At 71.1% G+C, this 26,790-nt stretch carries 23 protein-coding genes and 1 tRNA gene; 15 read left to right on the top strand and 9 right to left on the bottom strand.

Features of this window, described 5'->3' with window-relative positions:
* Nucleotides 1-403: 403 nt before the first annotated feature.
* The 7 genes from dnaN (at nucleotide 404) to gyrA (ending at nucleotide 10,170) form a co-directional block, all read left to right on the top strand.
* A complete protein-coding gene (gene dnaN / locus AB0G16_RS04550) occupies nucleotides 404-1,543 on the top strand; it encodes a DNA polymerase III subunit beta (protein ID WP_362798508.1) in 1,140 nt (379 codons plus the stop codon).
* A complete protein-coding gene (locus AB0G16_RS04545) occupies nucleotides 1,543-2,367 on the top strand; it encodes a 3-keto-5-aminohexanoate cleavage protein (RefSeq protein ID WP_362798505.1) in 825 nt (274 codons plus the stop codon). The genes dnaN and AB0G16_RS04545 overlap by 1 nt, the downstream gene beginning before the upstream one ends.
* Nucleotides 2,368-2,380: 13 nt before the next feature.
* Entirely contained in the window at nucleotides 2,381-3,325 is a 945-nt protein-coding gene (gene gnd, locus AB0G16_RS04540; RefSeq protein ID WP_362798502.1) for a phosphogluconate dehydrogenase (NAD(+)-dependent, decarboxylating), read from the top strand.
* Nucleotides 3,326-3,460: 135 nt separating this feature from the next.
* Nucleotides 3,461-4,636, top strand: a complete 1,176-nt coding sequence (gene recF / locus AB0G16_RS04535; RefSeq protein ID WP_362798499.1) for a DNA replication/repair protein RecF — start codon at nucleotides 3,461-3,463, stop codon at nucleotides 4,634-4,636.
* A complete protein-coding gene (locus AB0G16_RS04530; protein ID WP_362798496.1) occupies nucleotides 4,626-5,324 on the top strand; it encodes a DciA family protein in 699 nt (232 codons plus the stop codon). Before recF ends, AB0G16_RS04530 begins: the two co-directional genes overlap by 11 nt.
* A gap of 309 nt (nucleotides 5,325-5,633) precedes the next feature.
* On the top strand, nucleotides 5,634-7,577 hold the full coding sequence (gene gyrB / locus AB0G16_RS04525; RefSeq protein ID WP_362798493.1) for a DNA topoisomerase (ATP-hydrolyzing) subunit B: 1,944 nt from the start codon (nucleotides 5,634-5,636) through the stop codon (nucleotides 7,575-7,577).
* Nucleotides 7,578-7,608: 31 nt separating this feature from the next.
* Nucleotides 7,609-10,170, top strand: coding sequence for a DNA gyrase subunit A (gene gyrA, locus AB0G16_RS04520; RefSeq protein ID WP_362798490.1), 2,562 nt, complete (start codon nucleotides 7,609-7,611; stop codon nucleotides 10,168-10,170).
* A 4-nt stretch (nucleotides 10,171-10,174) separates the two neighbouring features.
* On the opposite strand, the gene AB0G16_RS04515 is transcribed toward gyrA, so the two are convergent.
* The gene (locus AB0G16_RS04515) at nucleotides 10,175-10,654 is read right to left on the bottom strand and encodes a hypothetical protein (protein ID WP_362798487.1); all 480 of its coding nucleotides are present in this window, start codon (nucleotides 10,652-10,654) and stop codon (nucleotides 10,175-10,177) included.
* Here AB0G16_RS04515 and AB0G16_RS04510 point away from each other — a divergent pair.
* Both AB0G16_RS04510 and AB0G16_RS04505 read left to right on the top strand, forming a co-directional pair.
* Entirely contained in the window at nucleotides 10,653-11,099 is a 447-nt protein-coding gene (locus AB0G16_RS04510) for a DUF3566 domain-containing protein (RefSeq protein ID WP_362798484.1), read from the top strand. The genes AB0G16_RS04515 and AB0G16_RS04510 overlap by 2 nt on opposite strands.
* 240 nt (nucleotides 11,100-11,339) lie before the next feature.
* Nucleotides 11,340-11,413 (top strand) — tRNA-Ile (locus AB0G16_RS04505).
* Between the two features lie 238 nt (nucleotides 11,414-11,651).
* Here AB0G16_RS04505 and AB0G16_RS04500 read toward each other — a convergent pair.
* The 3 genes from AB0G16_RS04500 to AB0G16_RS04490 form a co-directional block, all read right to left on the bottom strand.
* Nucleotides 11,652-11,954, bottom strand: coding sequence for a DUF6461 domain-containing protein (locus tag AB0G16_RS04500; RefSeq protein ID WP_362798942.1), 303 nt, complete (start codon nucleotides 11,952-11,954; stop codon nucleotides 11,652-11,654).
* 185 nt (nucleotides 11,955-12,139) lie between these two features.
* A complete protein-coding gene (locus tag AB0G16_RS04495) occupies nucleotides 12,140-12,739 on the bottom strand; it encodes an amino acid transporter (protein WP_362798481.1) in 600 nt (199 codons plus the stop codon).
* A gap of 509 nt (nucleotides 12,740-13,248) precedes the next feature.
* Nucleotides 13,249-16,356, bottom strand: a complete 3,108-nt coding sequence (locus AB0G16_RS04490) for a tetratricopeptide repeat protein (RefSeq protein ID WP_362798478.1) — start codon at nucleotides 16,354-16,356, stop codon at nucleotides 13,249-13,251.
* Between the two features lie 229 nt (nucleotides 16,357-16,585).
* Here AB0G16_RS04490 and AB0G16_RS04485 point away from each other — a divergent pair, with 229 nt between their 5' ends.
* The 3 genes from AB0G16_RS04485 to AB0G16_RS04475 are packed head-to-tail and all read left to right on the top strand — an operon-like array spanning nucleotide 16,586 to nucleotide 19,547.
* Nucleotides 16,586-17,800: a hypothetical protein gene (locus AB0G16_RS04485; protein WP_362798475.1), complete on the top strand. Its 1,215-nt coding sequence runs from the start codon at nucleotides 16,586-16,588 to the stop codon at nucleotides 17,798-17,800.
* A 23-nt stretch (nucleotides 17,801-17,823) separates the two neighbouring features.
* Complete coding sequence (locus AB0G16_RS04480) at nucleotides 17,824-18,582, top strand: hypothetical protein (protein WP_362798473.1); 759 nt, start codon at nucleotides 17,824-17,826, stop codon at nucleotides 18,580-18,582.
* A complete protein-coding gene (locus tag AB0G16_RS04475) occupies nucleotides 18,579-19,547 on the top strand; it encodes a carbohydrate kinase family protein (protein ID WP_362798470.1) in 969 nt (322 codons plus the stop codon). Before AB0G16_RS04480 ends, AB0G16_RS04475 begins: the two co-directional genes overlap by 4 nt.
* Before the next feature lie 130 nt (nucleotides 19,548-19,677).
* Here the strand turns inward: AB0G16_RS04475 and AB0G16_RS04470 are convergent, their stop codons facing one another.
* On the bottom strand, nucleotides 19,678-21,813 hold the full coding sequence (locus AB0G16_RS04470) for a tetratricopeptide repeat protein (protein ID WP_362798467.1): 2,136 nt from the start codon (nucleotides 21,811-21,813) through the stop codon (nucleotides 19,678-19,680).
* A gap of 95 nt (nucleotides 21,814-21,908) precedes the next feature.
* On the opposite strand from AB0G16_RS04470, the gene AB0G16_RS04465 reads away from it, so the two are divergent.
* Both AB0G16_RS04465 and AB0G16_RS04460 read left to right on the top strand, forming a co-directional pair.
* Nucleotides 21,909-22,118 (top strand): hypothetical protein, encoded by a 210-nt coding sequence (locus tag AB0G16_RS04465; protein ID WP_362798465.1) that lies wholly within the window; start codon nucleotides 21,909-21,911, stop codon nucleotides 22,116-22,118.
* 94 nt (nucleotides 22,119-22,212) lie between these two features.
* Nucleotides 22,213-22,740, top strand: coding sequence for a hypothetical protein (locus AB0G16_RS04460; RefSeq protein WP_362798462.1), 528 nt, complete (start codon nucleotides 22,213-22,215; stop codon nucleotides 22,738-22,740).
* Between the two features lie 169 nt (nucleotides 22,741-22,909).
* On the opposite strand, the gene AB0G16_RS04455 is transcribed toward AB0G16_RS04460, so the two are convergent.
* The gene (locus AB0G16_RS04455) at nucleotides 22,910-23,215 is read right to left on the bottom strand and encodes an antibiotic biosynthesis monooxygenase family protein (protein WP_362798459.1); all 306 of its coding nucleotides are present in this window, start codon (nucleotides 23,213-23,215) and stop codon (nucleotides 22,910-22,912) included.
* Nucleotides 23,216-23,280: 65 nt separating this feature from the next.
* On the opposite strand from AB0G16_RS04455, the gene AB0G16_RS04450 reads away from it, so the two are divergent.
* Entirely contained in the window at nucleotides 23,281-23,964 is a 684-nt protein-coding gene (locus AB0G16_RS04450; RefSeq protein ID WP_362798456.1) for a TetR/AcrR family transcriptional regulator, read from the top strand.
* A gap of 150 nt (nucleotides 23,965-24,114) precedes the next feature.
* Here AB0G16_RS04450 and AB0G16_RS04445 read toward each other — a convergent pair whose 3' ends face one another.
* From AB0G16_RS04445 to AB0G16_RS04435, 3 genes are all read right to left on the bottom strand, one after another.
* Nucleotides 24,115-24,672: a cysteine hydrolase family protein gene (locus tag AB0G16_RS04445; RefSeq protein WP_362798453.1), complete on the bottom strand. Its 558-nt coding sequence runs from the start codon at nucleotides 24,670-24,672 to the stop codon at nucleotides 24,115-24,117.
* Between the two features lie 78 nt (nucleotides 24,673-24,750).
* Nucleotides 24,751-25,437: an alpha/beta hydrolase gene (locus AB0G16_RS04440; RefSeq protein ID WP_362798450.1), complete on the bottom strand. Its 687-nt coding sequence runs from the start codon at nucleotides 25,435-25,437 to the stop codon at nucleotides 24,751-24,753.
* A gap of 213 nt (nucleotides 25,438-25,650) precedes the next feature.
* Nucleotides 25,651-26,664: an RNA polymerase subunit sigma-70 gene (locus AB0G16_RS04435; RefSeq protein ID WP_362798447.1), complete on the bottom strand. Its 1,014-nt coding sequence runs from the start codon at nucleotides 26,662-26,664 to the stop codon at nucleotides 25,651-25,653.
* Nucleotides 26,665-26,790 lie beyond the last annotated feature (126 nt).

Genomic DNA, 26,790 nt, shown 5'->3' with positions numbered 1-26,790 from the left:
GAGTTGTCCACAGGGACAAAAGGGTCTCTTACCCGGTGGATAACCTGGGGAAACCTCGTGGACAACTTGGGGACGAAGACCCCCGGATCTGGGGACGGCCTGTGTGTACCGCGCGGTTCTCCCCAGGACCAAGAGTTGTCCACAGCGGCCACCCACAGCCCCGGTGGATGAAAAAACAGCACTTGACCTGCGGAAACAACGGCTTTCCACAGTATCCACACCCCCTATTACGATGGCCACTTGTATCTCTAACCAGGAAACTCAAGAGCCATAAGAGGGTTCCGGGAGAGCTCGGGTGCGCGACAGTGAACACTCGAACCACAGGCACCGAGAAGCCAGACGGACCCCGGCGCCGGGCGGACGACGCCCGGCGCGCAGCTCGACACACAGGAGGCGGATCCACGTGATGTTCCGGGTCGATCGAGACGTGCTCGCCGAGGCGGTGGCGTGGACCGCGCGCAGCCTGCCGGCACGTCCCTCCGTGCCGGTGCTCGCCGGCATGCGTCTCGAGGTCACCGAGACCGGTCAGCTCAAGCTCTCCGGTTTCGACTACGAGGTCTCCGCCGAGGTGACGCTCGAACTGCAGACCGGGGAGCCGGGCGTGGTGCTCGTCTCCGGCAGGCTGCTGGCCGAGATCACCAGGGCGCTCCCCGCACAGCCTGTGGACGTCGTCGTGGAGGGCGCCAAGGCCGTGGTCACCTGTGGAAGCGCCCGCTTCACCCTGCTGACGATGCCCGTGGAGGACTACCCCTCGCTGCCGACGATGCCCCCGGCCGCGGGCCGGGTGGGCAGCGACGTCTTCGCCTCGGCCGTCGGCCAGGTGGCGGTGGCCGCGGGCAAGGACGACACGCTGCCGATGCTCACCGGCGTACGGGTGGAGATCGAGGGCGACACGGTCACCCTCGCCGCCACCGACCGCTACCGCCTGGCGGTGCGGGAGCTGAAGTGGCAGCCGGGCCAGCCCGACTTCTCGGCGATCGCGATGATCCCTGGCAGGACGCTCGCCGACACGGCCAAGGCCCTGGGCGGCACCGGCGCCGAGGTGGAGATCGCGCTGAGCTCGGCCGGCGGGACCGGCGAGGGCATGATCGGCTTCTCCAGCGCGGGACGCCGCACCACCACCAGGCTGCTCGACCCGGAGTTCCCCAAGTACCGCTCGCTGCTGCCCACCGAGTTCTCGGCCCGCGCCCAGCTGCCCACCGCCGCCTTCGTCGAGGCGGTCAAGCGCGTGGCCCTGGTCGCCGAGCGCAACACCCCGGTGCGGCTGGCCTTCCGCGGCGACGAGGTGGTCCTGGAGGCCGGCAGCGGCGACGAGGCCCAGGCGGTCGAGGTGCTCCCGGTCGAGTTCGAGGGCGACGACATCAACATCGCCTTCAACCACCAGTTCCTGCTGGAGGGGCTGGGAGCGATCGACTCGGACGTGGCGCGGCTGCAGATGACCACCTCCACCAAGCCCGCCATCCTCACCGGCGGCAAGCCCGCCGACGACGACGGCGTCCCGGACTACCGCTACCTGATCATGCCCATCCGGCTGTCCAGCTGATGTCCCGGGCGCCACGGCCCGCCGGGGCACCGGAACGGCCCGGCGAGGCCGCCGGACGCCCCGGCGCGGCCGCCACATGGCTCAAGGCGTCCCTGAACGGCGCCAGGAGCCCCGGCGACCACCCCGCCCTCCCGGTGACCCCCCTGCAGCTCGCTGAGGCGGCCCGTGGGGCCCGTGGGGCGGGTGCGGACGCCGTGCACATGCATCCACGGGACGAGGCGGGCAGGGAGTCGCTCAGCGCCGCGCACATCGGCGCGGCCGTCCGGGCCGTCCGCGAGGCGTGCCCCGGGTTGCCGGTCGGGGTGAGCACGGGCCTGTGGATGACCGCGGGGGACACCGGCGCCCGGCGGGCGGCCGTCCGGGGCTGGGAGACGCTCGAGGGCGCGGGACGGCCGGACTTCGCCTCGGTGAACCTCGCCGAGCCCGGTTTCGCCGACCTGTGGAAGGATCTGCGGCGGCTCGGGGTCGGCGTGGAGGCCGGGGTCTGGACGCCCGAGGGCGCCGAGGCCCTCGCCGCAGGCGGCCTGGAGTGCGAACGGGTGCTCGTCGAGATCCTCGGCGGCCCGGCCGGCACCGCCGTGGCACGGGCGAGTGCCGTCCTGGACCGCCTCGACGGGCTCGGTGTCCCGGGGCCGCGGCTCCTGCACGGAGAGGAGGAGCCGACCTGGATTCTCCTGGACGAGGCGGGGCAGCGTGGACTGGCCACGCGCATCGGCCTGGAGGACGTCCTCCACGGCCCCGACGGTGCCCCGGTCGACGGGAACACCGAGCTGGTGAGGCTCGCACGGGCGCGCCTGGCACAGGTGGATGATCGAAACCCTTGAAAGGGGTGCTCGTATGCAGATCGGCATGGTCGGGCTGGGCAAGATGGGCGGCAACATGGCCGAGCGGCTGCGTCGCGGCGGTCACGACGTCGTCGGGTACGACCGCGATCCCGCGCTCAGCGACGTCTCCAGCCTGGAGGAGCTCGCCGAGAGGCTCCAGGCGCCGCGCGCGGTGTGGGTCATGGTGCCCGCCGGCGAGGCGACCCAGGCGACGATCGAGGCGCTCGCCGAGGTGCTGTCGCCCGGCGACCTCGTCGTCGACGGCGGCAACTCGCACTACGTGGACGACCAGAAGCACGGGGTCGAGCTCAGCGTCAAGGGCATCGGTTTCGTCGACTGCGGCGTGAGCGGCGGCGTGTGGGGGCTGGAGAACGGCTACGCGCTCATGGTGGGTGGCGAGGCCTCCGAGGTCGAGCGGCTGATGCCGATCTTCCAGACCCTCAAGCCCGAGGGCGAGGACGGCTTCGTGCACGCCGGCGACGTCGGCGCCGGTCACTTCGCCAAGATGGTCCACAACGGCATCGAGTACGGCATGATGCAGGCCTTCGCCGAGGGCTGGGAGCTGCTGGAGGCCTCCGGCATCGTCAAGGACGTGCCCGGCGCGTTCAAGAGCTGGCGGCACGGCACGGTCATCCGCTCCTGGCTGCTGGACCTGATGGTCCGCGCGCTGGAGGAGGACCCGGACCTGTCGCAGCTGGAGGGCTACGCCCAGGACTCCGGCGAAGGACGCTGGACGGTCAACGCCGCCGTCGACCTGGCGGTCCCGCTGCCGGTGATCACCGCCGCCCTGTACGCCCGGTTCGCCTCCCGCCAGGACGACTCGCCGGCCATGAAGGTCGTCGCGGCCCTGCGCAACCAGTTCGGCGGCCACGCCGTCACCTCCCGGGCCGGCTCGGTCGAGAAGGGCGCCGACTCCCCCGGCGCCGACGTCGCTCCGCCCCCCGAGGCGACCGGCTGACCTCGCGCCGGTACGGCCCGCGCCGCGCCCGCTCCGGGCGCGGCGCGGGCCGTACACGGGTCGGGCGCGGGTCGGGCACGGCCCGCCGGGGGCGGAACGCCCCGCCGACCGGCGAGGACGACTAATCTTCCTGGGGTGCATGTCGCCCATCTCTCCCTGACCGACTTCCGGTCCTACGAAACCGTCGATCTCGGCATGGAACCGGGGATCACGGCCTTCGTCGGCCCCAACGGCATGGGCAAGACCAACCTCGTCGAGGCGCTGGGGTACGTGGCGACGCAGGCGAGCCACCGGGTCGCGGCCGACGGGCCGCTGGTGCGCCAGGGCGCGGCCCGCGCGATCGTCCGCTCGGTCGTGGTGCGCGACGACCGGCGCGCGCTGATCGAGCTGGAGATCAACCCCGGCAGGGCCAACCGGGCCAGGCTGAACCGCTCCCCCGTCTCCCGCCCGCGCGAGGTCGTCGGGCTGCTGCGCACGGTGCTGTTCGCCCCCGAGGACCTCGCCATGGTCAAGGGCGACCCCTCCGAGCGGCGGCGCTTCCTCGACGACCTCCTGGTGGCCAGGACGCCCCGGTTCGCCGGAGTGCGCGCCGACTACGACCGGGTGCTCAAGCAGCGCGGTGCCCTGCTGCGCACCGCCGCGCAGGCCCGCCGGGGCCGCGGCCGGAGCACGCGCCGGGCCGAGAGCGACGCGGCGTTCGCCGAGGCCGGCGCCGGGGACCCGCTCAGCACCCTGGAGGTGTGGGACTCCCACCTGGCCGAGCACGGCGCCGAGCTGCTCGCCGCCCGGCTGGAGCTGGTCGAGACGCTGCGCCCGCTGGTCGCCGCCTCCTACGCCCGCCTGGCGCCCGACTCGGCGCCCGCCGACCTGGACTACCGCGGCACCCTGGACGTCGGCGCCGGCACCGATCGCGCCAAGCTCGCCGAGCTGCTGCGGGCGGCCCTGCTCGAGGTGCGCGCCTCCGAGCTCGAACGCGGCGTGACCCTCGTCGGCCCGCACCGCGACGACCTGTTCCTGGGCCTGGGGGAGCTGCCCGCGCGCGGCTACGCCAGCCACGGCGAGTCGTGGTCGTTCGCGCTGGCGCTCAGGCTGGCCGCCTACGACCTGCTCAGGGCCGACGGCGGCGATCCGGTGCTGATCCTGGACGACGTCTTCGCCGAGCTGGACAACAGGCGCAGGCGCCGCCTGGCCGAGATCGTCGCCCCGGCCGAGCAGGTGCTGATCACCGCCGCGGTCCCCGACGACGTGCCGGTGGAGCTGGTCGGGGGGCGTTTCGACGTGACCGAGGGGGGCGTGGCCCGTGTCCGGTGACGACTCGTCCACCCCGGCCGCCGAACCGGGAGCGGGAACGTCGGGCACCGGCGCCCCGGGCGGCGGGGGCGGTCCCGGACCGGCCGCCCCGGCGGGCGACCGCGCCGGGGGCGGCGAGGCCTCCGGAACCGCCGGGAGTTTCGGGCCCGCTGAAACCTCCGGGGCCTCCGGGGCCGCGGGAGCCGCGCCGGGGACGGCGAGGAGCGCCGCCGCCAGGGGGGCGGCGATGGCCAGGGAGAAGCTGGCCCAGGCCAAGTCGGACGCCGCCAGGAGGGGGCAGCTGCCCCGCCGCGAGCCGCGGCGCAGGGCCTCGGGACAGCGCAGGGACTCCGGTGACCCCCAGCTCTTCGGGCGGGCCATCGCCGACCTGCTGGCCGACCGGGGCTGGGAGCAGCCCGTCGCGGTCGGCGGGGTGTTCGGCCGCTGGCAGCAGATCGTCGGCGCGGACATGGCCGCCCACACCAGGCCGGAGACCTTCGCCGAGGGCGAGGTGGTCGTGGTCGCCGACTCCACGGCCTGGGCCACCCAGGTCCGCCTGCTGGCGCCGACGCTGGTGAGAAGGCTGAACGAGGAGCTCGGCGACGGCACGGTGCAGCGCGTCAAGGTGCGCGGGCCGCAGAACGGGCCCCGCCGCAACGGGGGCCTGCGCGTCACCGGAAGTCGCGGCCCGGGCGACACCTACGGCTGATCCGGTAGGCGATCCGACCCCTCGAAACGGATCAGCGGCCCCTCTGGCGCGAGAGACCCCGTCCGCGTAGGGGGATGTCCACGACGATGATCGTCGCGCGACAGGCCATTCCAGAGGCCGTCAATGCCACAGGATGTGCTCTGAGCCGCTAGAATGAAATCGAATTCCGGACACGTCCGTTTGCGTGTCACCCCCGGCGTCCATGCCGGTTCCCCTGGGTGAGCGCATCGGGGCATTCACGACGGTGACGGGCACGGCGGGGCTACAAGGTTCTCCCTGCCGCGTGTCCGCGGCAGGAGGATTTCGCACTTGTCCTACGACGCTAGCTCAATCACCGTTCTCGAAGGGCTCGAGGCGGTCCGCAAACGCCCCGGCATGTACATCGGCTCCACCGGAGAACGCGGTCTGCACCACCTCGTCTACGAGGTCGTGGACAACTCCGTGGACGAGGCCCTGGCCGGTCACGCCGACCGGATCGAGGTCACCCTCCTCGCCGACAACGGCGTCCGGGTCGTCGACAACGGCCGTGGCATCCCGGTCGGCAACGTCCCCGGTGAGAACCGTCCCGCGGTCGAGGTCGTCCTGACCGTGCTGCACGCGGGAGGCAAGTTCGACGACAAGTCCTACGCCGTCTCCGGCGGTCTGCACGGCGTGGGCGTCTCCGTGGTCAACGCGCTCTCCAGCAGGCTGGAGGTGGAGGTCCGCACGGAGGGCCACCGCTGGCGGCAGACCTACGTCGACACCCGGCCGACGGCCCCCCTGGTCAAGGGCGAGAAGACCGACGAGACCGGCACCTCGATCACCTTCTGGGCCGACGAGACCATCTTCGAGACCACCACCTGGCACTTCGAGACGCTCTCGCGCCGCTTCCAGGAGATGGCCTTCCTCAACAAGGGCCTGACGATCTCCATCAGGGACGAGCGCCCCGAGTTCGTCAACGGCGAGCCCAAGGAGGTCGTCTACCACTACGAGGGCGGCCTGTCCGACTTCGTGCAGCACCTGAACTCCAAGAAGGAGCCCGCGCACGTCTCGGTGATCGACTTCGAGGCGCAGGGCGAGGGCATCGCGGTCGAGATCGCGATGCAGTGGAACAACTCCTACAGCGAGTCGGTCTACACCTTCGCCAACACGATCAACACCGCCGAGGGCGGCACCCACGAGGAGGGCTTCCGCGCGGCCCTGACGTCCATCGTCAACCGCTACGCGCGCGAGCAGAAGTTCCTCAAGGAGGGCAAGGACGACAACCTCGCCGGGGAGGACATCCGCGAGGGCCTGACCGCGATCATCTCGGTGAAGCTGGCCGACCCCCAGTTCGAGGGCCAGACCAAGACCAAGCTGGGCAACACCGAGGCCAAGTCGTTCGTCCAGAAGGCGTGCAACGACCACCTGCGCGACTGGTTCGAGCGCAACCCCGGCGAGGCCAAGGACATCATCACCAAGTCCCTGCAGGCCTCCCGCGCCCGTCTCGCGGCCCGCCAGGCCCGTGACCTGACCCGGCGCAAGTCGCTGCTGGAGTCGGGGTCCGGCCTGCCCGGCAAGCTGGCCGACTGCCAGTGGAGCGACCCGGAGAAGTGCGAGCTGTACATCGTCGAGGGCGACTCGGCGGGCGGCTCCGCCAAGGGCGGCCGCGACTCCAAGTTCCAGGCGATCCTCCCGATCCGCGGCAAGATCCTCAATGTCGAGAAGGCCCGGATCGACAGGGTCCTGCAGAACAACGAGGTCCAGGCACTGATCACCGCCATGGGCACGGGCGTGCACGACGAGTTCGACATCGCCAAGCTCCGCTACCACAAGCTGATCCTGATGGCGGACGCCGACGTCGACGGCCAGCACATCACGACGCTGCTGCTGACCCTGCTGTTCCGGTTCATGCGCCCCCTGATCGAGGCCGGGCACGTGTACCTCTCCCAGCCCCCGCTGTACAAGATCAAGTGGGACCGGAGGGGTGACGACGCCTCCTACGCCTACTCCGACCGGGAGCGCGACGCGATCATCAACGCCGGGATCGAGTCGGGCAAGCCCGACCCGAGGCCCCGCGACAACGTGCAGCGCTTCAAGGGCCTGGGCGAGATGAACGCCGCCCAGCTCTGGGACACGACCATGAACCCCGACACCCGCCTGCTCCTCCAGGTCACCCTCGACGACGCGGCCCAGGCCGACGAGTTGTTCAGCGTGCTCATGGGCGAGGACGTCGAAGCCCGCCGTTCCTTCATCATTAGGAATGCCCGGGACGTCCGTTTCCTCGACGTGTAGCGGTAGCCGTACCAGAAAAGGATCTTGACCTGTGACGGAAGTCAACACTCCGCCCGGCCCGCCGGTGGACCGCATCGAGCCGGTCGACATCCAGTCCGAGATGCAGCGCAGCTACATGGACTACGCGATGTCGGTCATCGTCTCGCGCGCGCTGCCGGACGTGCGTGACGGCCTCAAGCCGGTGCACCGCCGCGTGCTGTACGCCATGTACGACGGCGGCTACCGGCCCGACCGCGGCTACTTCAAGTGCTCCCGCGTCGTCGGCGACGTCATGGGCTCCTACCACCCGCACGGCGACTCGCCGATCTACGCGACCGTGGTGCGGATGGCCCAGCCCTGGTCGCTGCGCTACCCGCTGGTCGACGGGCAGGGCAACTTCGGCTCGCCGGGCAACGACCCGCCGGCGGCGATGCGCTACACCGAGTGCAAGCTCGCGCCCATCGCCATGGAGATGCTGCGCGACATCGACAAGGACACCGTCGATCTCGTCCCCAACTACGACGGCCGCTCCCAGGAGCCGACCGTCCTGCCCTCGCGCTTCCCCAACCTGCTGGTCAACGGGGCGACGGGCATCGCGGTCGGCATGGCCACCAACATCCCGTCGCACAACCTGCGGGAGGTGGCCTCCGGCATCACCTGGTGCCTGCAGAACCCCGAGGCCGAGGACGAGGAACTGCTCGAGGCGCTGATCGCCCGGGTCAAGGGCCCCGACTTCCCGACCGGCGCGCTGATCGTCGGCCGCCGCGGCATCGACGACGCCTACCGCACCGGCCGCGGCTCGATCACCATGCGGGCGATCGTCGAGGTCGAGGAGGACGCCAAGGGCCGTCAGTGCCTGGTCGTCACCGAGCTGCCCTACCAGGTCAACCCGGACAACCTCGCGCTGACCATCGCCGAGTCGGTCAAGGAGGGCCGGATCACCGGCATCGCCGACGTCCGCGACGAGAGCTCCTCGCGCGTCGGCCAGCGCCTGGTGATCGTGCTCAAGCGCGACGCGGTCGCCAAGGTGGTGCTGAACAACCTCTACAAGCACACCCAGCTGCAGACCACGTTCGGCGCGAACATGCTGGCCCTGGTCGACGGCGTGCCGCGCACGCTCAGGCTCGACCAGTTCGTCAAGCACTACGTGGCGCACCAGGTCGAGGTCGTGGTCCGCCGGACCCGCTACCTGCTGCGCAAGGCCGAGGAGCGGGCGCACATCCTGCGCGCCCTGCTCAAGGCCCTGGAGCGGATGGACGAGGTCATCGCGCTGATCCGGCGCTCCCCCTCGGCCTCGGCGGCCCAGGGCGGCCTGATGACGCTGCTGGAGATCGACGAGATCCAGGCGCAGGCCATCCTGGACATGCAGCTGCGCAAGCTGGCCGCCCTGGAGCGCCAGCAGATCACCGACGAGTACGACGCGCTGATGACGCAGATCACCGACTACCAGGCCATCCTCGCCTCGCCCGAGCGGCAGCGGACGATCATCCAGGACGAGCTCGCGGAGCTCGTCGGCCGCTACGGCGACGAGCGCCGGACGGAGATCATCGCCTACGAGGGCGACATGTCCATCGAGGATCTCCTCGCCGAGGAGGACATGGTCGTCACGATCACCCGCGGCGGCTACGCCAAGCGCACCAACACCGACCTGTACCGGGCGCAGAAGCGCGGCGGCAAGGGCGTGCGGGGCGCGCAGCTGCGCCAGGACGACATCGTCGACCACTTCTTCGTCACCACCACCCACCACTGGCTGCTGTTCTTCACGAACAAGGGCCGCGTCTACCGGGTCAAGGCCTACGAGCTGCCCGACTCCGGACGCGACGCGCGCGGTCAGCACCTGGCGAACCTGCTGGCCATGCAGCCGGACGAGGTCGTCATGGAGGTCCTGGACCTGCGTGACTACGAGGTCGCCCCGTACCTCGTGCTCGCCACCCGCAGCGGCCTGGTGAAGAAGACGCGCCTGTCCGAGTACGACTCGCCGCGCACCGGTGGCCTCATCGCGATCAATTTGCGCGAGGATGACGAGGTGATCGCAGCCAGGTTGGTATCGGAGGAGGACGACCTCCTCCTCGTCTCGCGCGGCGCCCAGTCGATCCGCTTCACCGCCTCGGACGAGGCGCTGAGGCCGATGGGACGGGCGACCAGCGGCGTGATCGGCATGCGTTTCCTCGACGGCGACGAGCTGCTGTCGATGAACCGCATCGCCGACGGCGACAACGTGCTCGTCGCGACCGAGGGCGGGTACGCCAAGCGCACCCCCGTCGATCAGTACCCTGTCCAGGGGAGGGGCGGAAAGGGCGTCCTGACCGCCAAGATCGTGAGTGCCCGTGGCAAGCTGGTGGGTGCGGTCATGGTGAGGCCCGAGGACGAGGTGTTCGCGATCACGTCCGCCGGAGGTGTCATCCGGACCAGCGCCGGGGAGATCAAGCAGTCGGGCCGTCAGACGATGGGGGTCCGGCTGATGAATCTCGCGGAGGGGGACAGCGTCGTGGCGCTCGCCCGCAACGCCGAGGCCATGGAGAACGGCGAGATCGTCGCCGAGCCCGCCGAAGTCGCCGACGTGTCGGCGGAGACCGGTGAGGTGTCGGAGACCGGGGAAGGGGACAACCCGTGAGCGCTCAGGGAAAGCCGGGCTCACGCCCCGCCGCGGCGAGACGTGACCAGGTGACGGAGAAGACCGCCGAGCCGGACGGAGCCGAGGTGACCTCGCCGACGGTCAACGGCAAGGCCGCCGCGCCCGGAGCCGAGGAGCCGGCGTCCGATTCCAAGGGCAGGAAGAAGGTGTCGGCGGCCGACGACGGCAAGCAGGCCGAGACCACGGTACGGATCCGTCCCGGGTCGCCGCCGCCGTCCGGGCAGCCGGGTCCGTCGGGCCAGCCGGGCCAGCCGGGCCAGCCCGGCCGGCCGTCGGGGCAGCCGGGTTCGCCGGGCCAGCCGGGCCAGTCGGGCCAGCCGTCCGGGCAGCCGCCCAGGCCGTCGGGTCCGCCTCCCCGGCCGTCCGCGCAGTCGACGGCTCCCTCCCCGTCGCCTTCCGCTCCGCCGTCCCCGTCCCAGCCGCCGGGGCAGCAGGGCAGGGCCTCGTGGTCGCCGGGGAGCATGTCGTCGTCCTCGCCCTCGCCGGAGGGATCGCCGGGCCGTAAGCCCGGTGACGCCCCCGCCCCCAGGTCGCCCCGCAAGGCTCACCTGGTGCTGCGCCGGATCGAGCCGTGGTCGGCCATGAAGTTCAGCTTCGTGGTGTCGCTGGTCTGCTTCGTGGTGCTGTTCATCGCCGTCGCGGTGCTCTACATGGTGCTGTCCGGCCTGGGGGTGTTCGAGAACATCATCCAGATGGTGAACCAGCTGACCGTCGCCGACGGCAAGCCCACCAACGGCATCAACGTGGCCTCCTGGTTCGAGCCGGTCCGCATCCTGGGCTACACCGCCCTGATCGGCACGGTCAACGTCGGACTGATCACCGCCCTGTCGACCCTCGGAGCGGTGATCTACAACGTCGCCTCCGACCTGGTCGGCGGCGTCGAGGTCACCTTCAGCGAGGCAGAGTAGCCGCCTCGCGTCCTCTCCCCGGTCCCGGCGGCCGGGGAGAGGACGCGGACCACGCCGGGAGCACGCCGGCACCGTGCCCGGAGCGTGACGACGGCACGGCGGATGCCGGGGTGGACGCCGGGAGCGGTACGGCGAAAAGCATGGCGCAAGCAGGTGCCGAAACAGGGTAAGCTTTTCCCTGTTCGAACGGACGGGTTCGCCTCCACCAGATGGACGCGGGGCCGTTCACGTGTGTGATGCGGGGCTATAGCTCAGACGGTTAGAGCGCTTCCCTGATAAGGAAGAGGTCCCAGGTTCAAGTCCTGGTAGCCCCACCCAGCTCAGAGGCCATTTCCCGGTTCGGGAAGTGGCCTTTTTCGATCTCCGGGTGGCCGCACGGGCGGCGACGGCGCTCCCCCGGCTTCACCGGAAAAGACCGGACGCGTCGCTTCGGCCGTTCCGAGCGGCGCGACGTCCGCCCTGGGGGCACGAACGACCGTCGGACGGCGCTGAGGGCAGGACGCCGGTGGGTGGCCGGCGGGGGAGCCGCCGCCACGGTCCGCCCGGTCGTCGTCACCCGGTGCCGACGACGGTGCCCAGGAGTCGCATGCCGAGCATCTCCCTGGAGAAGGAAAATCCGGTGATCTTCCTTGCCAGGGCGAAGGAGCGTGGGAACTCATCACAAAGGGGTGGTGGATACTCCGGGTCCGTGTCCGGTTCCAGGCAGGGATCCAGGGCGGGGTCCAGACCTACTTCGCGCATCATGGCGACAAATCGATCGGGATCGCTACCCGCGCGCGCGTCGGGACCTGACAGGTCGAACCATGTGACCACCTCGCCGTCGGCCGCGTAGACGAAGAAGTCCGAGGCGTGGATGTGTCCCGAGGGCTCGCGGGGACCCGGGTTCGTGCTTCCGCTCTACGCCGCCGTGGCCGCGCTTCTCCTGATCGCCGGCCTCGGTCACGACGAGGGGGCGGAGCCTCGGTGATCCCAGCCGTCGTGGAAGCGCGGCACGCCGCCGAAGTCGCGCAGCACCGCGTCGAGGGGCGTTCTCCTCCTGTTCACTCCCGCAGCCGGTCGTGCCAGGGGTGCGTGCCGTGCTCGATCGTCAGCGCCTCCGCCAGCCAGCGGCGTTGCGGACCGGTCAGCGACGGCAGCGCCCGCGTGAAGTCCGTCTCGTCCTTGGCGCGGAGCCCCTTGGCCTTGTACAGCAGCTGGACCTCCGGGGCGAGCCGGCGAAAACCGTCCGTGGCCACGGTGAGCGAGGACAGCGGGCGGCGGACGCGCGCGTCACGCCGGTAGACCCACTCGTCGCCGTCGGACTCGTCCAGCATCAGCTGGAAGCGCCACGGCCCGCCGGCGTGCTCCCGCACCCAGATGTCGTGCGCCCGGTCCGGCAGCACCTCGTTCACGGGCCAGGAACGCAGCGTGCCCGGCGGATCGGCCGCGTGGCAGTCCCATCCGGCCAGCAGGCGGCGTACCGCGAGCTGGTCACGCCGCAGCAGGCCGACGTCGATGTCACCGTGATCGCGATAGGGCCGCCCCACCGCCAGCTCGATCGCGTACCCGCCGCCGATCCACCAGGGGACGTCCAGCCCCTGGAACAACGCGACCACCTGCTCCAGCGGCGCCGGCTCCCACGGAGTCTTGACATGCCTCACCCTGCCGGCCTCCTCGATTCTCACCTCGGCCGCGATTCGGCGCCGCGCACCCGTACCGTGATCGGTGGTGCCGCCGGTGGGGCGGGTGAGGGCCCGTGGACCTCAAAAAGGGAGACGGCATGCGCCGCCTCCCTTTCCGGGGAAGTACCTCAGGCGCCGGTTCCCGGAATGCCGCTGCCCGCCACCGCGTTCATGACGTAGATCATGAAGGCTCCGGCCACGAGAACTGCACCCGCGATACGGTCGAATCGCCTCATATGGGTTCTGCTTTCTAGGAAATATGAATGATCTTCGGTTACGGCCTTTATGTCATCCGTAAAGTAAAGTATAGGCCAACCTCAACGCGGAGGTCGACTCTTTTGGACATGTGGGCCCTCGTAAATATATGTGGGCGATAATGACAAAAGAGATGATAAGGGTGATAAAAACCGTTTGACCGTTTCTCGTAAGGTCCAATTGATCATACTGGGAGGGCGGGTTCCCCGGCCACCTGGCGGTTTTCGCCTGTTCTACCCGGTGAGTCTCGTCCGGACGACCCGTGCCTCGGTCACGCCCAGGGACTCGTACAGGCCGAGTGCCCGCCGCCAGCACTCCCGCGCCCGCGCCCCCTCGCCGGCGCTTGCGAGCGCGGCGCCCATCTCGTCGAGGGTGCGGGCCTCCTGGTGGACGTCGCCGATGGCGCGCGCCAGGTCGAGGGCCTCACGGTAGTGGGCGAGGGCGGCGTCGTGGCGATGCGCGCGATGGTGGATGCCGCCGATGCTGAGGTGGGCCTGGCTCTCCTCGCGGCGTTCCGATATCTCGGTCGAGACGCGCAGGGCCTTGTGGTGGTGGGCGAGCGCCTCCGCGTCCCTGCCCATGCGCACGTAGCAACTGCCGACGTTGTTCAGGGCGTCCGCCTCGTGCCGCCGGTCACCGATGTCGCCGTAGATCCGCAGGGCCTTTCTGTAGCATTCGAGGGCGTCGGCGTGCCGGTTCAGGCGCTGGTAGACGTTGGCGACGTTGTTGAGCCAGATCGCCCTGTTCTGCGGCCCCATGTCGGGGTGCAGGGACTCGGCCTCCTCGTAGTGGCCCAGCGCCGCGGTGTAGTCGCCCAGCTTGAACTCGATCTCGCCGATGTTGTTCAGTGCGACCTGCTGCCCGCGCCGGTCGCCGTCCCGCCGGTACAACCCGAGCGCCCCCCGCAGGTGCTCGGCGGCCCTCGTGTAGTCCCCCCGGTGGGAGTGGATGATCCCGATGTGGGTGAGGCTGGCGGCCTGGCCGTGACGGTCGTCCAGCGTCCTGCGCAGCCGCAGTGCCCGCTCGAAGCAGTCCAGGGCGACGTCGAACTCGGAACGCTGCCAGTACACCAGGCCGCTGTTGTCGAGCAGGTCGGCGACGGCCCGCTCGTCGTCGAGGGCGCGCTGGATCGCCAGCGCCTCGTCCGCCAGCCGGAGCGCCTCCTCGTACCGGCCGGTCTGCCGCCGCACCACGCTGAGGTCGGCCAGCGCGTACGCGGTCCCCGACGGGTCGCCCAGCTCACGCCACGCCTCCACGGCGCGCGCGTGGAGTTCGGCCCCCTCCGCCCACGGGCCCCACACGTCGAGATACCGGCCGAGGACGCGCGGAAGCAGGGCCGCGTGCCTCGTCCACCCGTGGTCGGCGGCGTAGCGCGCGACACGGAGCAGGTTGTCCACCTCGGCGTTCATCCAGGCGAGGGCCTGTTCCTCGGTGCCGATGCCGGACGTGGGGCCCGCCGCACGGGGCATCTCGGCCGGGCCGCGGGTGCGGTGCGGGTAGAGCAGCCGGTCGGCGGCGTCGGCCGTGAGGAGGTGGTGGTCGAGGACCCGGCGGATCGCCTCGGCCCGCGCGCTCCGCGGTTCCCGCTCCGACAGCAGGCGGGCGTACTCACCGATGAGGTCGTGGAAACGGTACCGGCCCCGGCGGGGCTCGGAGATCAAATGATGGTCGAGGAGGTCGTCGAGCAACCTCTCCGCCTCGGTCCGGTCGGATTCCACCAACGCCGCCGCGCAGTCGGCGGTGATGTCCACCCCGGGATGCAGCCCGAGCCGCCAGAACGCCCGCTGCTGCCATTCGTCCAGGTCGTTGAAGGACAGTTCGAACGCCGCGATGATCCCCCGGTCCCCCGCCCGGATCTCGGCCAGCCGCCGGTCGTCCCTGTCGAGCAGCTCGGCGAGATCGGCCACGCTCCACGCGGGCCGGTGCCGGAACCGGCTGCCGGCCAGTTGGATCGCCAGGGGGAGATGGCCACAGAGGCGCACGACCCGCGCGACCTCGTCCTCCTGGAACATGCCCCGCGCACCCACGACACGGCCGAAGAGAGCGGCTCCCTCCTGCGGTGACAACACCTCAAGGGAGAGCGAGTGGACGTCGTCCAGCCCTGCCAGCCGCCGCCGGCTGGTGATCACGACAAGACAGCCGGACACCCCGGGCAGGAGGGGGCCGAGCTGGTCGTGCCCGGCGGCGTCGTCGAGGACGAGGAGCACCTTGCGGTGGGCGAGCGCGGTGCGCCACATCGCCGCCCGCTCGTCCAGCTCGTTCGGGATACCGGGGACCGGGACGCCGAGGAGACGCAGGAGACGTTCCAGCGCGGTCGCCGGGTCCATCGGCTCGTGCTGGGAGTCGTGACCCCGGAGGTCGAGGTAGAGCAGGCCGTCCGGATAGTCGTCGGCGAGCCGGTGGGCAAGGTGCACGGCCAGTGCCGTCTTCCCGACACCCGCCATGCCGTCGATCGCGAGAACGGTGACCGCGTCCCCCCGTACGCGCTGGTCGATCAGCCGGTCGATCTCGGGGGTCCTGCCGATGAAGGTGTGGATGTCGCGAGGAAGGCTGTTCGGCGGCCTGCTCCCCTGCCGGGCGGGCCAGGGGTCGGGCAGCAGCGCCGGGTCGCCCTGGAGGATGCGCTGATGCAGTGTCCGCAACGCCGGTCCCGGTTCGGTGCCGTGCGCGCCGACGAGACGCTTGTGCGCCTGGCGGTAGACGCCGAGGGCCTCCGCCTGCCGGCCGCCGCGGTAGAGCGCCAGCATGAGCAGCTCGATCAGTTTCTCGTTGAATCGAAATCGGTTGACCAGGTCGTGCAGTTCCGGCACGAGGCCGTTGTCCGGGCCGCGGAGAAGTTCGAGTTCGACGCGTCCGACGGTGCCGGCCAGAAGGTCACCCTCGATCTTCCGGCGGGTGTGGTCGGCCCAGGAACCGGAGAGGCCGGACAGCGGATCTCCCCGCCACAGCCGGCCCGCTTCGCGATACAGCCGGAGAGCGCCGTCGGCGTCGCCTTTTTCTATTCTCGAACGAGCTTTCGAGCAAAGTGCGCGAAAGCGATGGTAGTCGATGTTCTCCGGATCCGTTTCGACGGAATACGCTCCCGAACCGCCTCTCAGGCGCACGTCGTCCCCGGCGTCGCGCAGACGGCCCTTCAGCCGGGCGACGTGACTGTGCAGGTTACTCCGGGCATTGGCCGGCGGGTTTTCGTCCCACACCCTGTGGAGAAGCGACGTGGTGGAGACCGGCTTGCCCGGAGTCATCAGAAGGACGGCCAAAATGTGACGCTCCTTGGCCCACCCCAGGTCACGGCGTCGGCCCTGGGACCAAAACTCGACCGGGCCGAGAATACGTAATTCCATTCCAGCCCCCTTCTCGTGGGGAGTGGCCTTCCTGAATGACGCTTTTAACTGGGCGGAGTCAATCGAGCAGTAAGTGATTCGATTAGCTCTATGACCTATTTATCCTCAATCTTCGTTGGCTGGCAACAGGGTCGCCGCAAGGGTTTCCGCAAGTTTCAGCGGCGACGCTCGACAGAGGGCGACGAGCCTCGCCCGTCCGTCGGAAGAGGTCAGGGGTGATGACACGCAGATGTCCGATCATCGATGGAGCAGGGTTCCCACCGGGCTCGACGCCGGTCGTTGGGTGACGCGCAGGAACTGCAAAGAGGTGCTGGTGATTGTTCATACCGTCACGTCGGGACAGCGCCTGATGGACACCGTTCGTCTGGTGGAGTCCGACCTGAGGATCCAGGTCGTGGTCACCATGGCCCCGGACGTCTTCAGCAACGGGGTCGCGGAGTTCGTCGGTGGCCTGGGGACGGTGGTGCTGCCCTGGGAGCAGTCCAGGAACCAGCGGTTCGACCTCGCCATCGCGGCGAGCCTGGGCGCGCTCCACGAGATCCACGCGCCACTGATCGTCATTCCGCACGGTGCCGGTTTCAACAAGCTCGTGGCCGTGCGGGACGGTGCCCGTGCCGCGGGCGAACGTGTGGCGTACGGGCTCGATCCCCAGCGCCTGCTGTACGACGGCGCCGTGCTGCCCTCGGCGGTGGCGCTCTCCCACTCCTCCGAGCTGGGACGGCTGGGCCGGACGTGCCCGGAGGCGCTCCCCGTGGCCACCGTCGTCGGAGACCCGTCGTACGACAGGCTGACCGCCTGCCTGCCGCACCGAGATCTGTACCGCCGCGCGCTGACCGTCGAACCGGATCAGAAACTCGTGGTGGTCAGCTCGACCTGGGGAGCGACGTCGCTCTTCGGCCGGTGGCCGCGGCTGCTGCACCGCCTGGTCACGGAGCTGTCCCGGCAGGAGTATCGCGTCGTGCTGCTCCTGCACCCCAACATCTGGTTCGGGCACGGCACCTGGCAGGTGAGGGCCTGGTTCGCCGACTCCCTGAGGCGCGGACTGAGCCTGGTGCCGCCGGAGGCGGACTGGCACGCGGTCCTCGCCTCGGCCGACTGGATCATCGGGGACCACGGGTCGGCGACCCTGTACGGGACGGCCACCGGGGCGCCGGTCGTACTGGCCGGTTTCCCGCGGGCCGACGTCGACCCGTCGTCCGCGCTCGGAGCGCTCGCCGCCGTCGCGCCCCGGCTCTCCCCGTGCGGCTCGCTACGAGAGCAGTTGGTCAGGGTCGCCGCGGAGGTGGAGCCCGGCCGCTACCGGGCCGTCGCGGAAGGCATCACCTCCGCGCCGGGCCGTTTCGACCGGAACATGCGCCGGCTCATCTACCGGTTGCTGGATCTACGGCAGCCCGCGGCCGTCCCGGCGACCCCACCCGCTCCCGCGCCCTTTCTCATCAGGTAGACCACCCGCATCGGAGGACCGACGTGTTCGGCACACTCGTCTCAGTTCACCTCTTCCGGCTGGAACACGCGCTCAGGTTGCGCCGGATTCCGCCCGCGCCCGAAGTCGTCACCCCGCCCGGAACCCCTACCCCGCCCGGGGGCGCGGCCTCGCCCCGGATCACCGTCCCGCCGCGGACCCCCACCGCGTCCGGAGTCACCGCGTCACGGCGGAGCGACCTGGCGATCCTGGTGATCCCCAGGGAGGGCCCGCTCCGCGCCCCGTACCTCATGATCCTGTCTCCGGCGGGACACCACCGCGGCCTGCCGCCCGGCAGGCGCCTCTTCGACGGCACGCACATCGTCGCCGCCCTCGACGACCCGGTGGACCGGACCTGGTGCGAGGTCGCCGACGTCCTCGTGGGCCCGGAGGGTTCCCGGAACGATCCGGAGAGCCTCATCTCCGGCCTCCTCGACCGCTATCCCGGCTGCGAGGTCGCGGTCGGCGGGCGCGAGGCCGGGGGCGGTCTGTCGGCCGGCCTGCGTGACGGACGGTTCGTCACGACCACCGAGGTGGGAGGTCTCCCCGGCGGCGCGGACCCATGGCCCGCCGTCTACGGCTCGTTCCTGTACGGCTGGCGGATCGCCGGAATGCCGTTCGAGGGCCTGGCCACCGCCTCGGTGATCGTGGGCCGGTACACCGGCTCCTCGGCGGGCCGGATCGGAACGCTCGAAGTGGCGGGCAGGACGCAGGTCGGACCCGCCCGTCCTCGGACGCGTGGCATCGGAGGGAGGTCCGCATGACCCGCGGGATCCTCGTCGCCGGCGCCGTCAGCTTCTACGTGTCCGTGGGGGTGCGGGAGTTCCCGGTCCGGTACGCGTCAACGTCGTCGCCACGCTGGTCGTGCGCCGCGGTGTCCGGGGCCGCGGGTCACATCGCGCGGACACTGAAGACGCTCGGCGACGACGTGCGCCTGTGCACCGTGGTCGGCCGCGATCTCCTCGGCGCGGGCATAACGGCCGAACTCGGCCGTGCGGACCTGCTCGGCCCCGGGATCGTCGAGAGCGTCGAATCGTCGTCGGGCGTGACGCTCGTCGCGCCCGACGGCCGCCGCATGGGCTTCCCGCACCTGGCGCCCGTCGACCGGGTCGCGTATCCGCCCGGCCTCTTCGAGGCACAGGCCCGTGGCGCGGACCTCCTGGTCATGACGAACGCGAAGTTCGTCCGGGACCTGGTACCGCCCGCGGCCCGGCTCGGTGTCCCCATCGCCGTGGACGTCCACCTCATCGACGACCTCGACGACGAGTACGACCGCCCGTGGCTGGAGGCCGCGCGGATCGTCTTCTGCAGCCACGAGCGCCTTCCCTGCCCGCCCGAGGACTGGATGGCCGGGATGTTCCGGCGCTACCCGCGTTGCCAGGTGGTGGGCGTCGGGCTCGGCGGGCGGGGAGCGGCGCTCGGGACGAGGGACGGCCTGCTCGTCAGGGTGGGGGCCGTGACGCCGCGGGAGGTCGTCAACACCACCGGAGCCGGTGACGCGCTGTTCGCCACCTTCCTGCACGTCTGGCGGAACACCGCCGATCCGGTACGGGCCCTGAGGACGGCGGTGGTGCACGCCGGATGGAAGATCGGATCCCGCACCCCGGTGACGGCGTCACTGACCCGCGAGGAACTGTCGAGGCTGGAGGCCGCGCACCCGCCGCGCGTCGTCACCGGACGCTGGGACCTCCGCCCGCCCGCCGGAGGGCCGGGCGCCGAGACGTTCTGATCGTCGAGAGGCGCTGTTCCGCCGGGACGCCCTGACCGCCGGGACGCGCAGATCGCCGGGACGCGCAGACCGCCGAGGTCGTCCGGGCATCCCGCCGGGGCGGCCCCGACGGCCGGGCACCGCCCGGCCGTCAGGGGCCGTTCAAGCGGGACAGCCGATCGTCCAGCCTTCCGCTCCGGGCCCCGCGCCGGACGAGGATCCGTCGTGCGTCCTCGTAGCGGCCGCGGGCGTCGTCCCGGCGGCCGTTCTCCAGAGCGAGGTCTCCCAGCGCCTCCAGGGCCTGTACCTCGCCGCTGTCAGAGCCGATCCGCCGCATCTCCTCCAGCGCCCGCTCCAGGAGATCACCCGCCGCGGCGGGTCCCCCTGCCCGCGCGCGGCCGAGCAGGACGAGCACGCGTGCCTGGTTGTAGGGGTCGGGTTCCGCCGCGAGGAGCCGACGCGCCTCCGTCAGGTGTTCGACGGCCTCCGCATCGCGACCTCTCTCGCTCAGAGCGTCGCCGAGGTCGCACAACGTCAACGCCACCTTGCGCGATCCGCCCACCGCGCGGTAGTCGTCGAGCGCCTCCCCGAAGAGCGCGATGGCCTCGTCGACCCGTCCCCGGTCCATCTCCACCAGCCCCAGCCTGCGCCGGCCGCCGGCCACCCGCCGCAGGTCCCCCTCACGCCGCCAGATCTCCATCGCACCGCGGAAGTCGTCGGCGGCCTCGTCCAGCCGGCCGAGGGCACGCAGGGCCAGCCCGGTCCGGTTCAGCATCTTGGCCTCGCCCCGGGAGTCGGCGCAGGCGCGCGCCGCGGCCAGGCCCAGCCTGTCGACCTCCAGCCTTTCCGCGTGATGACCGCGGTACAGGAACAGGGGCCAGAGAGCGTCCACCAGTTGCCACGCGAGATCGAACAGGCCTCCTTCGGAGGCGGCACGGCAGGCGGCCCTGAGATTGTCGAACTCGTCCTCCAGCCAGTCGAGTGCCTGTACCGGGCCGGTGAAGACGATCGGCTCGGCGGGTTCGTGGACCACCACCCCCCGGGGCACCCGGCGGTACGGCAGCACGATCCGGCTCGCGCTCCAGGCGGTGTGCAGGAACCAGTCGAGCGCCCTTCGCACGGTCTCCTCCCGGGTCGTCCCGGAATCCAGTTGCTCGGCCAGTTCCCGGGCGTGCAGCCGGGTCAGGTCGTGGAAGCGATAGCGCCCGCCGGGTACGTCGTCGAGCAGATTGGCGTCCGTGAGGACCTCCAGCAGGTGGCGGGCCTGGACACGCGGGAGACCCGCCGTGGCGGCCACGGCCCGGCTGTCGAAGGTGGGGCCGGGGAAGAGCCCGAGCAACCGGTAGAGGCGTGCCGCCTCCCGCGGGGAGAGCCCCTGGTAGGAGAGCATGAGAGCGGCCCGGATCGTCATGTCGTCCTCCACTGACAGCTCGCTGAGGCGCCGTCGCTCGTGTGCGAGCGCCTCCACCATCTCCGACAGCGGCCGGTGCGGTCTGGTGGCGAGCCTGGCGGCGGCCACGCACAGGGCGAGCGGCAACCGCGCGCACAACTCCACCAGCTCGCCGGCCGCCTCCGGCTCACCGCGCACCCGATCGTCGCCCACGGCCCGCTCCAGCAGCGTCAGGGCCGCGGCCGGGCTGAGCCGGCCGAGCTGGACCCCTCTCGCCCCGCGCACCAGCAGCCCCGCCAGCCGCGACCGGCTGGTGACGATCGCGACACCGTCCGCGGAGGCCGGCAGCAGCGGGCTCACCTGCGCCACCGACAGGGCGTCGTCCAGTACGACGACCAGGCGACGCCCGTTCACCAGCGACTGGTAGAGCGCCGAACGCTCCGCCAGGTCGCCGGGGATCCGCTCGGGCGCGATCCCGAAGGCGCGGATGAACCGCCCCAGGACCTCCGCCGGTTGCACGGGGGCGTCCGCGGAGTGCCCTCGCAGGTCGGCGAAGAGCTGACCGTCCGGGAACGCGCCACGTTCCCGGTGCGACCAGTGCAACGCCACCGCGGTCTTACCGATGCCCGCCGGGCCGCTGACGACCGCGACCCTGGGCACTCCCGTCCCGCCCCGGTCGGAACACGCGGCGTCCAGCAGGGCGAGTGTCTCGACGCGATCGACCAGGGCGCTGCCGGCCGGCAACTGGGTCGGCCGCGGCAGAGGGGTTGACGCCTGATGCAGGTGGATCCCGCCGTGGACGTCACGGGCCTGGACGGCCGGCCCCAGCACGGTTCCGCTCAGCTCGTTGAAATGACTTTCGGATGGCTGGTTCCTGGCACTGGAGTCGGCACTCATCGCCCTGCTCGTGTCACGGGTAAGAGGCCGCACCCGTGAATAATCGTTGACCGAATCGAAGATTTGCACACATGAGAAAATGAACGGCGCCTTCCATGCTCACGTCATTCGAAGCCCTCGTCAAGGCGAAAGGATGTTCCCCGGCCGTTCTCGTGCAGGGAATAGGCATGAATATCCCTCCTGATCAGGAGAAATATTATTTTATGGCTCTCGAGAAGATATGGGTATTGAGCAATGGAAGGGATGGTGCGAAAGCACGCGGGGCGTTCGGTGAAACCCGCGTCGGACCGATGCCGGCACCGTGAACGGCGCGGTCCGGAACGGCCCCCTTCCGCGGGTGAACCGGCGGGCCGGCCCCCCGAAGCCTCAGGCCTCGGGGCCCCGATAGGTTCGCACCCCATGGAACCATGGGGTGCGAACCTGTACGGAGACCCCTGCCGGGACTGTGGCTACGTCTGGTCCCTGACGCCGTACGAGGCGATACGGCAGGTGGAGGAGTTGCCGGGACGGTTCTCCGTCCTGCTGGAAGGCCGCACCGGGAGCGAACGGCATCCGGAACTGGCCTGGACGCCCGCCGCCTATGTCAGCCATGTCACGGACAACCTGCGCAACTGGGCCGAGCGGCTGGCGGGTGCGCGACTCGCCGGCGCCGACCACGTCCCCGGCTACGACCAGGACCTTCTCGCTCGTGCCCGCCGCTACGACGAGATCGCGCCGGCGGCGGCCCTGTGGTCGTTACGGGGTGCCGTCGACGCCTGGGTGGAGTCCGTGTCGGCGGCTCTCGACCACCAGGTGGTCCTTCGTCACGCGGCGCGCGGAATCCAGCGTGCCGAGGACGTGGCCCGCAACAACGCGCACGACGGGACTCATCACGTCTGGGACGTCCAGCGGATCCTGTCGCACTGGGACCGGTCCCTCTCGACGTGAGTGAGCGGCCCCTCCGGGTCCTCGCCGTCGACCGGCTTCCGAGGCGCCCGGCCCCGCCCTGCCGACGGCGCCCGGCCCGGTCCGGTCGTGAGCGTGGCCGTGGCCGGGGACGCCCGTAGCTCCGCGTTCATCGGGTTGGCCGCGTCCGCCGCGTCCGCCGGCGGTCCGGTCATCCGGACGTCCCGCTCCGGCGGACGACGTAGTGCTTCATCTCCTGGATCTGCGGGATGAACGGCCGCACGGCGGCGAGGAACACGCGGAAGCCGGGGCTGTGGCGGAAGCCCTGTTCGTGCCCCTCTATCGAGTCCCACTCGATCCGCACGACGTAGTGTTCGGGTTCCTCGACGCCCCGGGCGATCTCGTAGGCCAGGCAGTGCGGGTCGGCGTCCAGGACAGGGGAGGCGTCCTGGTAGGCCCGCTCGAACTCGTCGGCCCGGGAAGGGGGAACGGTATAACGGATGTACTCGATGACCATGGCCGCCGTCCTCAACTCGAATGCGATTAATAAATACAATACAGTATTGGATTGGAAGGTCTGGCGTGGGTCAGAAGCAGGGCCGGGCTCGTGACAGCGCGATCGACGATCGGGTTCTCGCCGTCGCGGCCAGGCATCTCTCCCGGTACGGGTACGCGGCCATGTCCCTGTCGGCGGTCGCGGAGGAGGCCGGCACCACTCGCCAGGCCCTGTACCGGCGTTGGCCGGGCAAGGCCGAGCTGGCCGCCGCGGTGATCGCGACGCTGGAGGACCGGGAGGACCGGGAGGACCGGGAGGACCGGGAGGACCGGGAGGACCGGGAGGGGCGGGAAGGTCGGGGAGGCAGGGAAGGCAGGGACTCGTCGGCCACCGACCCGTTCACCGCGCTGGTGGCCGAGCTCACCGACTTCCAGCGCGGGGTGTCCCTCCCCGGAAGACTGTCGCTGGTGGGCACCATGCTCCAGGACACCACCGACCCAGGCGTCCGCGCCCGCTACCGCGCCCGCGTGATCGCTCCCCGGCGCACCAGACTCCTGGCCATCCTGGAGGCCGCGCGGCGGCTCGGGCGCATCGACGCCGAGGCCGACCTGGAGGTCGCCCTGACCATGTGCACCGGCTCCTGGTACGGGCGTGAGCTCGCCGGAGCCCCACTGCCCCCGCGGTGGCCGGAGCGGACGGCCGCCCTGGTCTGGCGGGCGCTCGGCGGCCAGGTCCCGACCGAACGGCATGACGCCGCCGAGGACGACTGACCGTCCCCGATGACACCCCCTCACGGAGAGCCCGGGGCCTTCACGGAGAGCCCGGCGGCACCCTCCTCACGGGGACCCGGGCCTTCGCAGAGCCAGGGGCGGGACTCCCAAGGGCGAGAGCCTTGGCGTGCGGGTCCCGGCGCGAGAGCCTCAGGGCGCGCCGAAGTCGACGTTCTCGGTCGCGACCGTCCCGGCCGTCCGCCCGGGCGCGGTCTCGTAGGTCCAGTACAGGTTCGTGTGCGCGATGACCTTCTCCGGCGGCGGCGCCCCCCACTCCGTCTGGTCCTCGGTCGTGTGGGCGTCACTGACCAGGGTCGTGTCGTACCCCCGGACGAACGCGCCGTGGAGCGTCGCGCGGATGCACTGATCGGTCTGCGCGCCGGTGACGACGAGCCGCCCGACACCGAGATCCGACAGCACCGTCTCCAGGGCGGTGGCCTCGAAGGAGTCGCCGTAGTGCTTCTCGACGACCGGCTCGCTGTCGCCCGGGGTCAGCTCGGGGACGATCCGCCACCCGTCGCTCTCCCTCTCGAGGTCCTCGTCGGAGTGCTGGACCCAGACGACCGGGACCCGTTCCCGCCGCGCCTTCTCGACGAGACCGTCGATGTTCGCGACGACCGCGTCCCGCCCGTGAGCCTCTCCGACGACGGCGTTCTGCACGTCGACGACGAGGAGCGCGGTGTTCGGCCGGTTCTTCAGTGTGGTCATGCTCTCCCTCTGCGTCGATGCGGGACTTGTGTACCCGAACCCACAGTTAAACACCCGCGCCGAAGGACACGACACCGGTTACGGCCGCGTACCGGAGCGCGTGTACGCCTCCAGGCGGTCGGCCAGTTCGCGGGGCCGGGCGAGGGCGACGGCGTGACCCCCGCCCATCTCGTCGGGGACGACGCCGAGGCGCTCCCGGACGACACGGCGCATGAACCCGGCGGGGAAGAAGCGGTCGTCGCGGCAGAGCAGGAAGCGCGTCGGCACGGCCGGCCAGGCGGTGAGCGGCCAGGGCTCGGTGAACGGGGTCGCGGACTGGTCCCGGCCCCTTCGCCCGGCCTCCGCCGCGAGGCCGGACGGGACATCGTGCAGGAACAGGGCGGCGTCGTCGTCCGGGTCCCGGCCGTCGTGCTCGTCCTGTTCGCGTCGTGCCCGCTCCCAGCCGGTCGCGCCCCACCAGTCCCCGGCCGTCTCGCCCGGCGAGGGGATCATCGCCGTCAGAAGCACCAGGAGCCCGACGGGTACCCGTTCGCACACCAGCGGCGCGGTGAAACCGCCAAGGGACTGCGCGACCACGACCAGACCGGTACGGTCACCCACGGCCTCGACCACCGCGTCCGCGTACTCGGACAGACCGGCCGAGTCGTCGTCGCACGGCAGGTCGGGCGCGACCACGTCATGTCCACGCGCCCGCAACTCTCCCTCCAGCAGATGCCAGTACCACGAGCCGGACGCGGCACCGTGGATCAGTACGTAGGTGGTCATACCGGTTTCCCCTCCCCGGCCGCGCTCGTCGCGGCCCGCACCCGTTGAGACGCCGGGACGCCCGGAAAGGGGTCGGTCTCACGGGCGGTGACCCGGCGAGACGCCGCGGGAACCGGTAAGGCACCGCGCGGTCGCGGGACCGTCGACGAGCGGGGCCGCCGACGAGCGGGGTCGCCGACGAGCGGGACCGTCGACGATCGGGGTCGCCGACGGTCAGGGTGATGTCGCCGGCAGCCCGAAGGCGGCGAACAGGCGCGGCTCGAAGACGGTGATCTCCACGATCCTCCCGTCCTCGATCCGCAGCACGTTCAGCACCTGGGCCCTGTACTCGCGGCCCCCCGGCGGCCGGACGTACCCGGCCACGGCCGGCTGCCGGTTCGCGCGGGTGAGTACGCTCCGCCACCGCCCCCCGTACAGCGGCGAACCGGATCCGAAGGCGTCCGCGGCGAAGGCCGTGACCGCCTCGCGCCCGGCGAACCAGAACGGAAGGGGAGGCATCGTCATCCGCACGTCCTGGTGGAGCAGCCTGGCGAGTGCGGATGCGTCGGCTCGCTCGTGGGCGTCCATGAAGCGCCGCAGGAGCTCCCGTTCACCGGCACTCGGGGCCGTGGACGGCGCCCAGTCCAGGCGGCGTTCCGGAAGGTGCGCCCGCAACGTCGACCGCGCCCGCCGCAGAGCGCTCTTGACCGAGTCGACGCTCGTCCCGAGCAGCGCGGCCGTCTCCCTCGCGGGCCAGCCGAGCACGTCCCGCAGGATCAGCGCCGCCCGCTGGCCGGGGGGAAGGTGCTGGAGGGCGACGAGGAAGACCAGCTCGATGCTCTCCCTGCCCACCGCGGCGGCGTCGGGTTCGGCGCCGGGCGCGACCGGCTCCAGCAGGTGATCGGGGTACGGCTGCAGCCAGGGGATCCCGTCCGGGGCATCCCTTCGCGGACGGACCCCGTGCGGCCGTGGACGGCGCGGACGCCGGTCGAGGAAGTCCAGGCACGCGTTCGTGGCGATCCGGTAGAGCCAGGCACGGGCGCTGGAGCGGCCCTGGAAGGTCTCGCGTCCGCGCCAGGCCCGCAGGAACGTCTCCTGCACCAGGTCCTCGGACTCCTCCAGCGAGCCGAGCATCCGGTAGCAGTGCACCCGCAGCTCCCGCCGGTGGCGTCCGAACAGTTCGGCGAAGGCCGGCTCGTCGCCCGCCCGTACGGCGTCGGCGAGCGCCCCTTCCCTGTCCTCGTTCAAATGATCCGCCCCCGGTGTTCGCGCCGTTCGTCCTCGTTGGGACGGGCGAACGGCCGGAAAGGGGTCGGCCCGCGACCGGGGCGGTCCGTGGCGCCGAACCGTTCGGGGCGAGAATACGTGATGAGG

Origin of the sequence: Streptosporangium sp. NPDC023615 (assembly GCF_040640155.1) — a bacterium.
In the GTDB taxonomy this organism is placed as follows: domain Bacteria; phylum Actinomycetota; class Actinomycetes; order Streptosporangiales; family Streptosporangiaceae; genus Streptosporangium.
The sequence above is the reverse complement of the archived record's forward strand: the minus strand, read 5'-3'. Positions and strand labels throughout refer to the sequence as shown.

Coding starts and splice junctions, on each gene's coding strand:
- AB0G16_RS04545 (WP_362798505.1), top strand. CDS start 1,543: ATGTCCCGGGCGCCACGGCCCGCCGGGGCACCGGAACGGCCCGGCGAG.
- gnd (WP_362798502.1), top strand. CDS start 2,381: ATGCAGATCGGCATGGTCGGGCTGGGCAAGATGGGCGGCAACATGGCC.
- AB0G16_RS04510 (WP_362798484.1), top strand. CDS start 10,653: ATGTCGTCGTCCTCGCCCTCGCCGGAGGGATCGCCGGGCCGTAAGCCC.
- AB0G16_RS04515 (WP_362798487.1), bottom strand. CDS start 10,654: ATGCTCCCCGGCGACCACGAGGCCCTGCCCTGCTGCCCCGGCGGCTGG.
- AB0G16_RS04490 (WP_362798478.1), bottom strand. CDS start 16,356: ATGGAATTACGTATTCTCGGCCCGGTCGAGTTTTGGTCCCAGGGCCGA.
- AB0G16_RS04485 (WP_362798475.1), top strand. CDS start 16,586: ATGTCCGATCATCGATGGAGCAGGGTTCCCACCGGGCTCGACGCCGGT.
- AB0G16_RS04475 (WP_362798470.1), top strand. CDS start 18,579: ATGACCCGCGGGATCCTCGTCGCCGGCGCCGTCAGCTTCTACGTGTCC.
- AB0G16_RS04470 (WP_362798467.1), bottom strand. CDS start 21,813: ATGAGTGCCGACTCCAGTGCCAGGAACCAGCCATCCGAAAGTCATTTC.
- AB0G16_RS04465 (WP_362798465.1), top strand. CDS start 21,909: ATGCTCACGTCATTCGAAGCCCTCGTCAAGGCGAAAGGATGTTCCCCG.
- AB0G16_RS04460 (WP_362798462.1), top strand. CDS start 22,213: ATGGAACCATGGGGTGCGAACCTGTACGGAGACCCCTGCCGGGACTGT.
- AB0G16_RS04455 (WP_362798459.1), bottom strand. CDS start 23,215: ATGGTCATCGAGTACATCCGTTATACCGTTCCCCCTTCCCGGGCCGAC.
- AB0G16_RS04445 (WP_362798453.1), bottom strand. CDS start 24,672: ATGACCACACTGAAGAACCGGCCGAACACCGCGCTCCTCGTCGTCGAC.
- AB0G16_RS04440 (WP_362798450.1), bottom strand. CDS start 25,437: ATGACCACCTACGTACTGATCCACGGTGCCGCGTCCGGCTCGTGGTAC.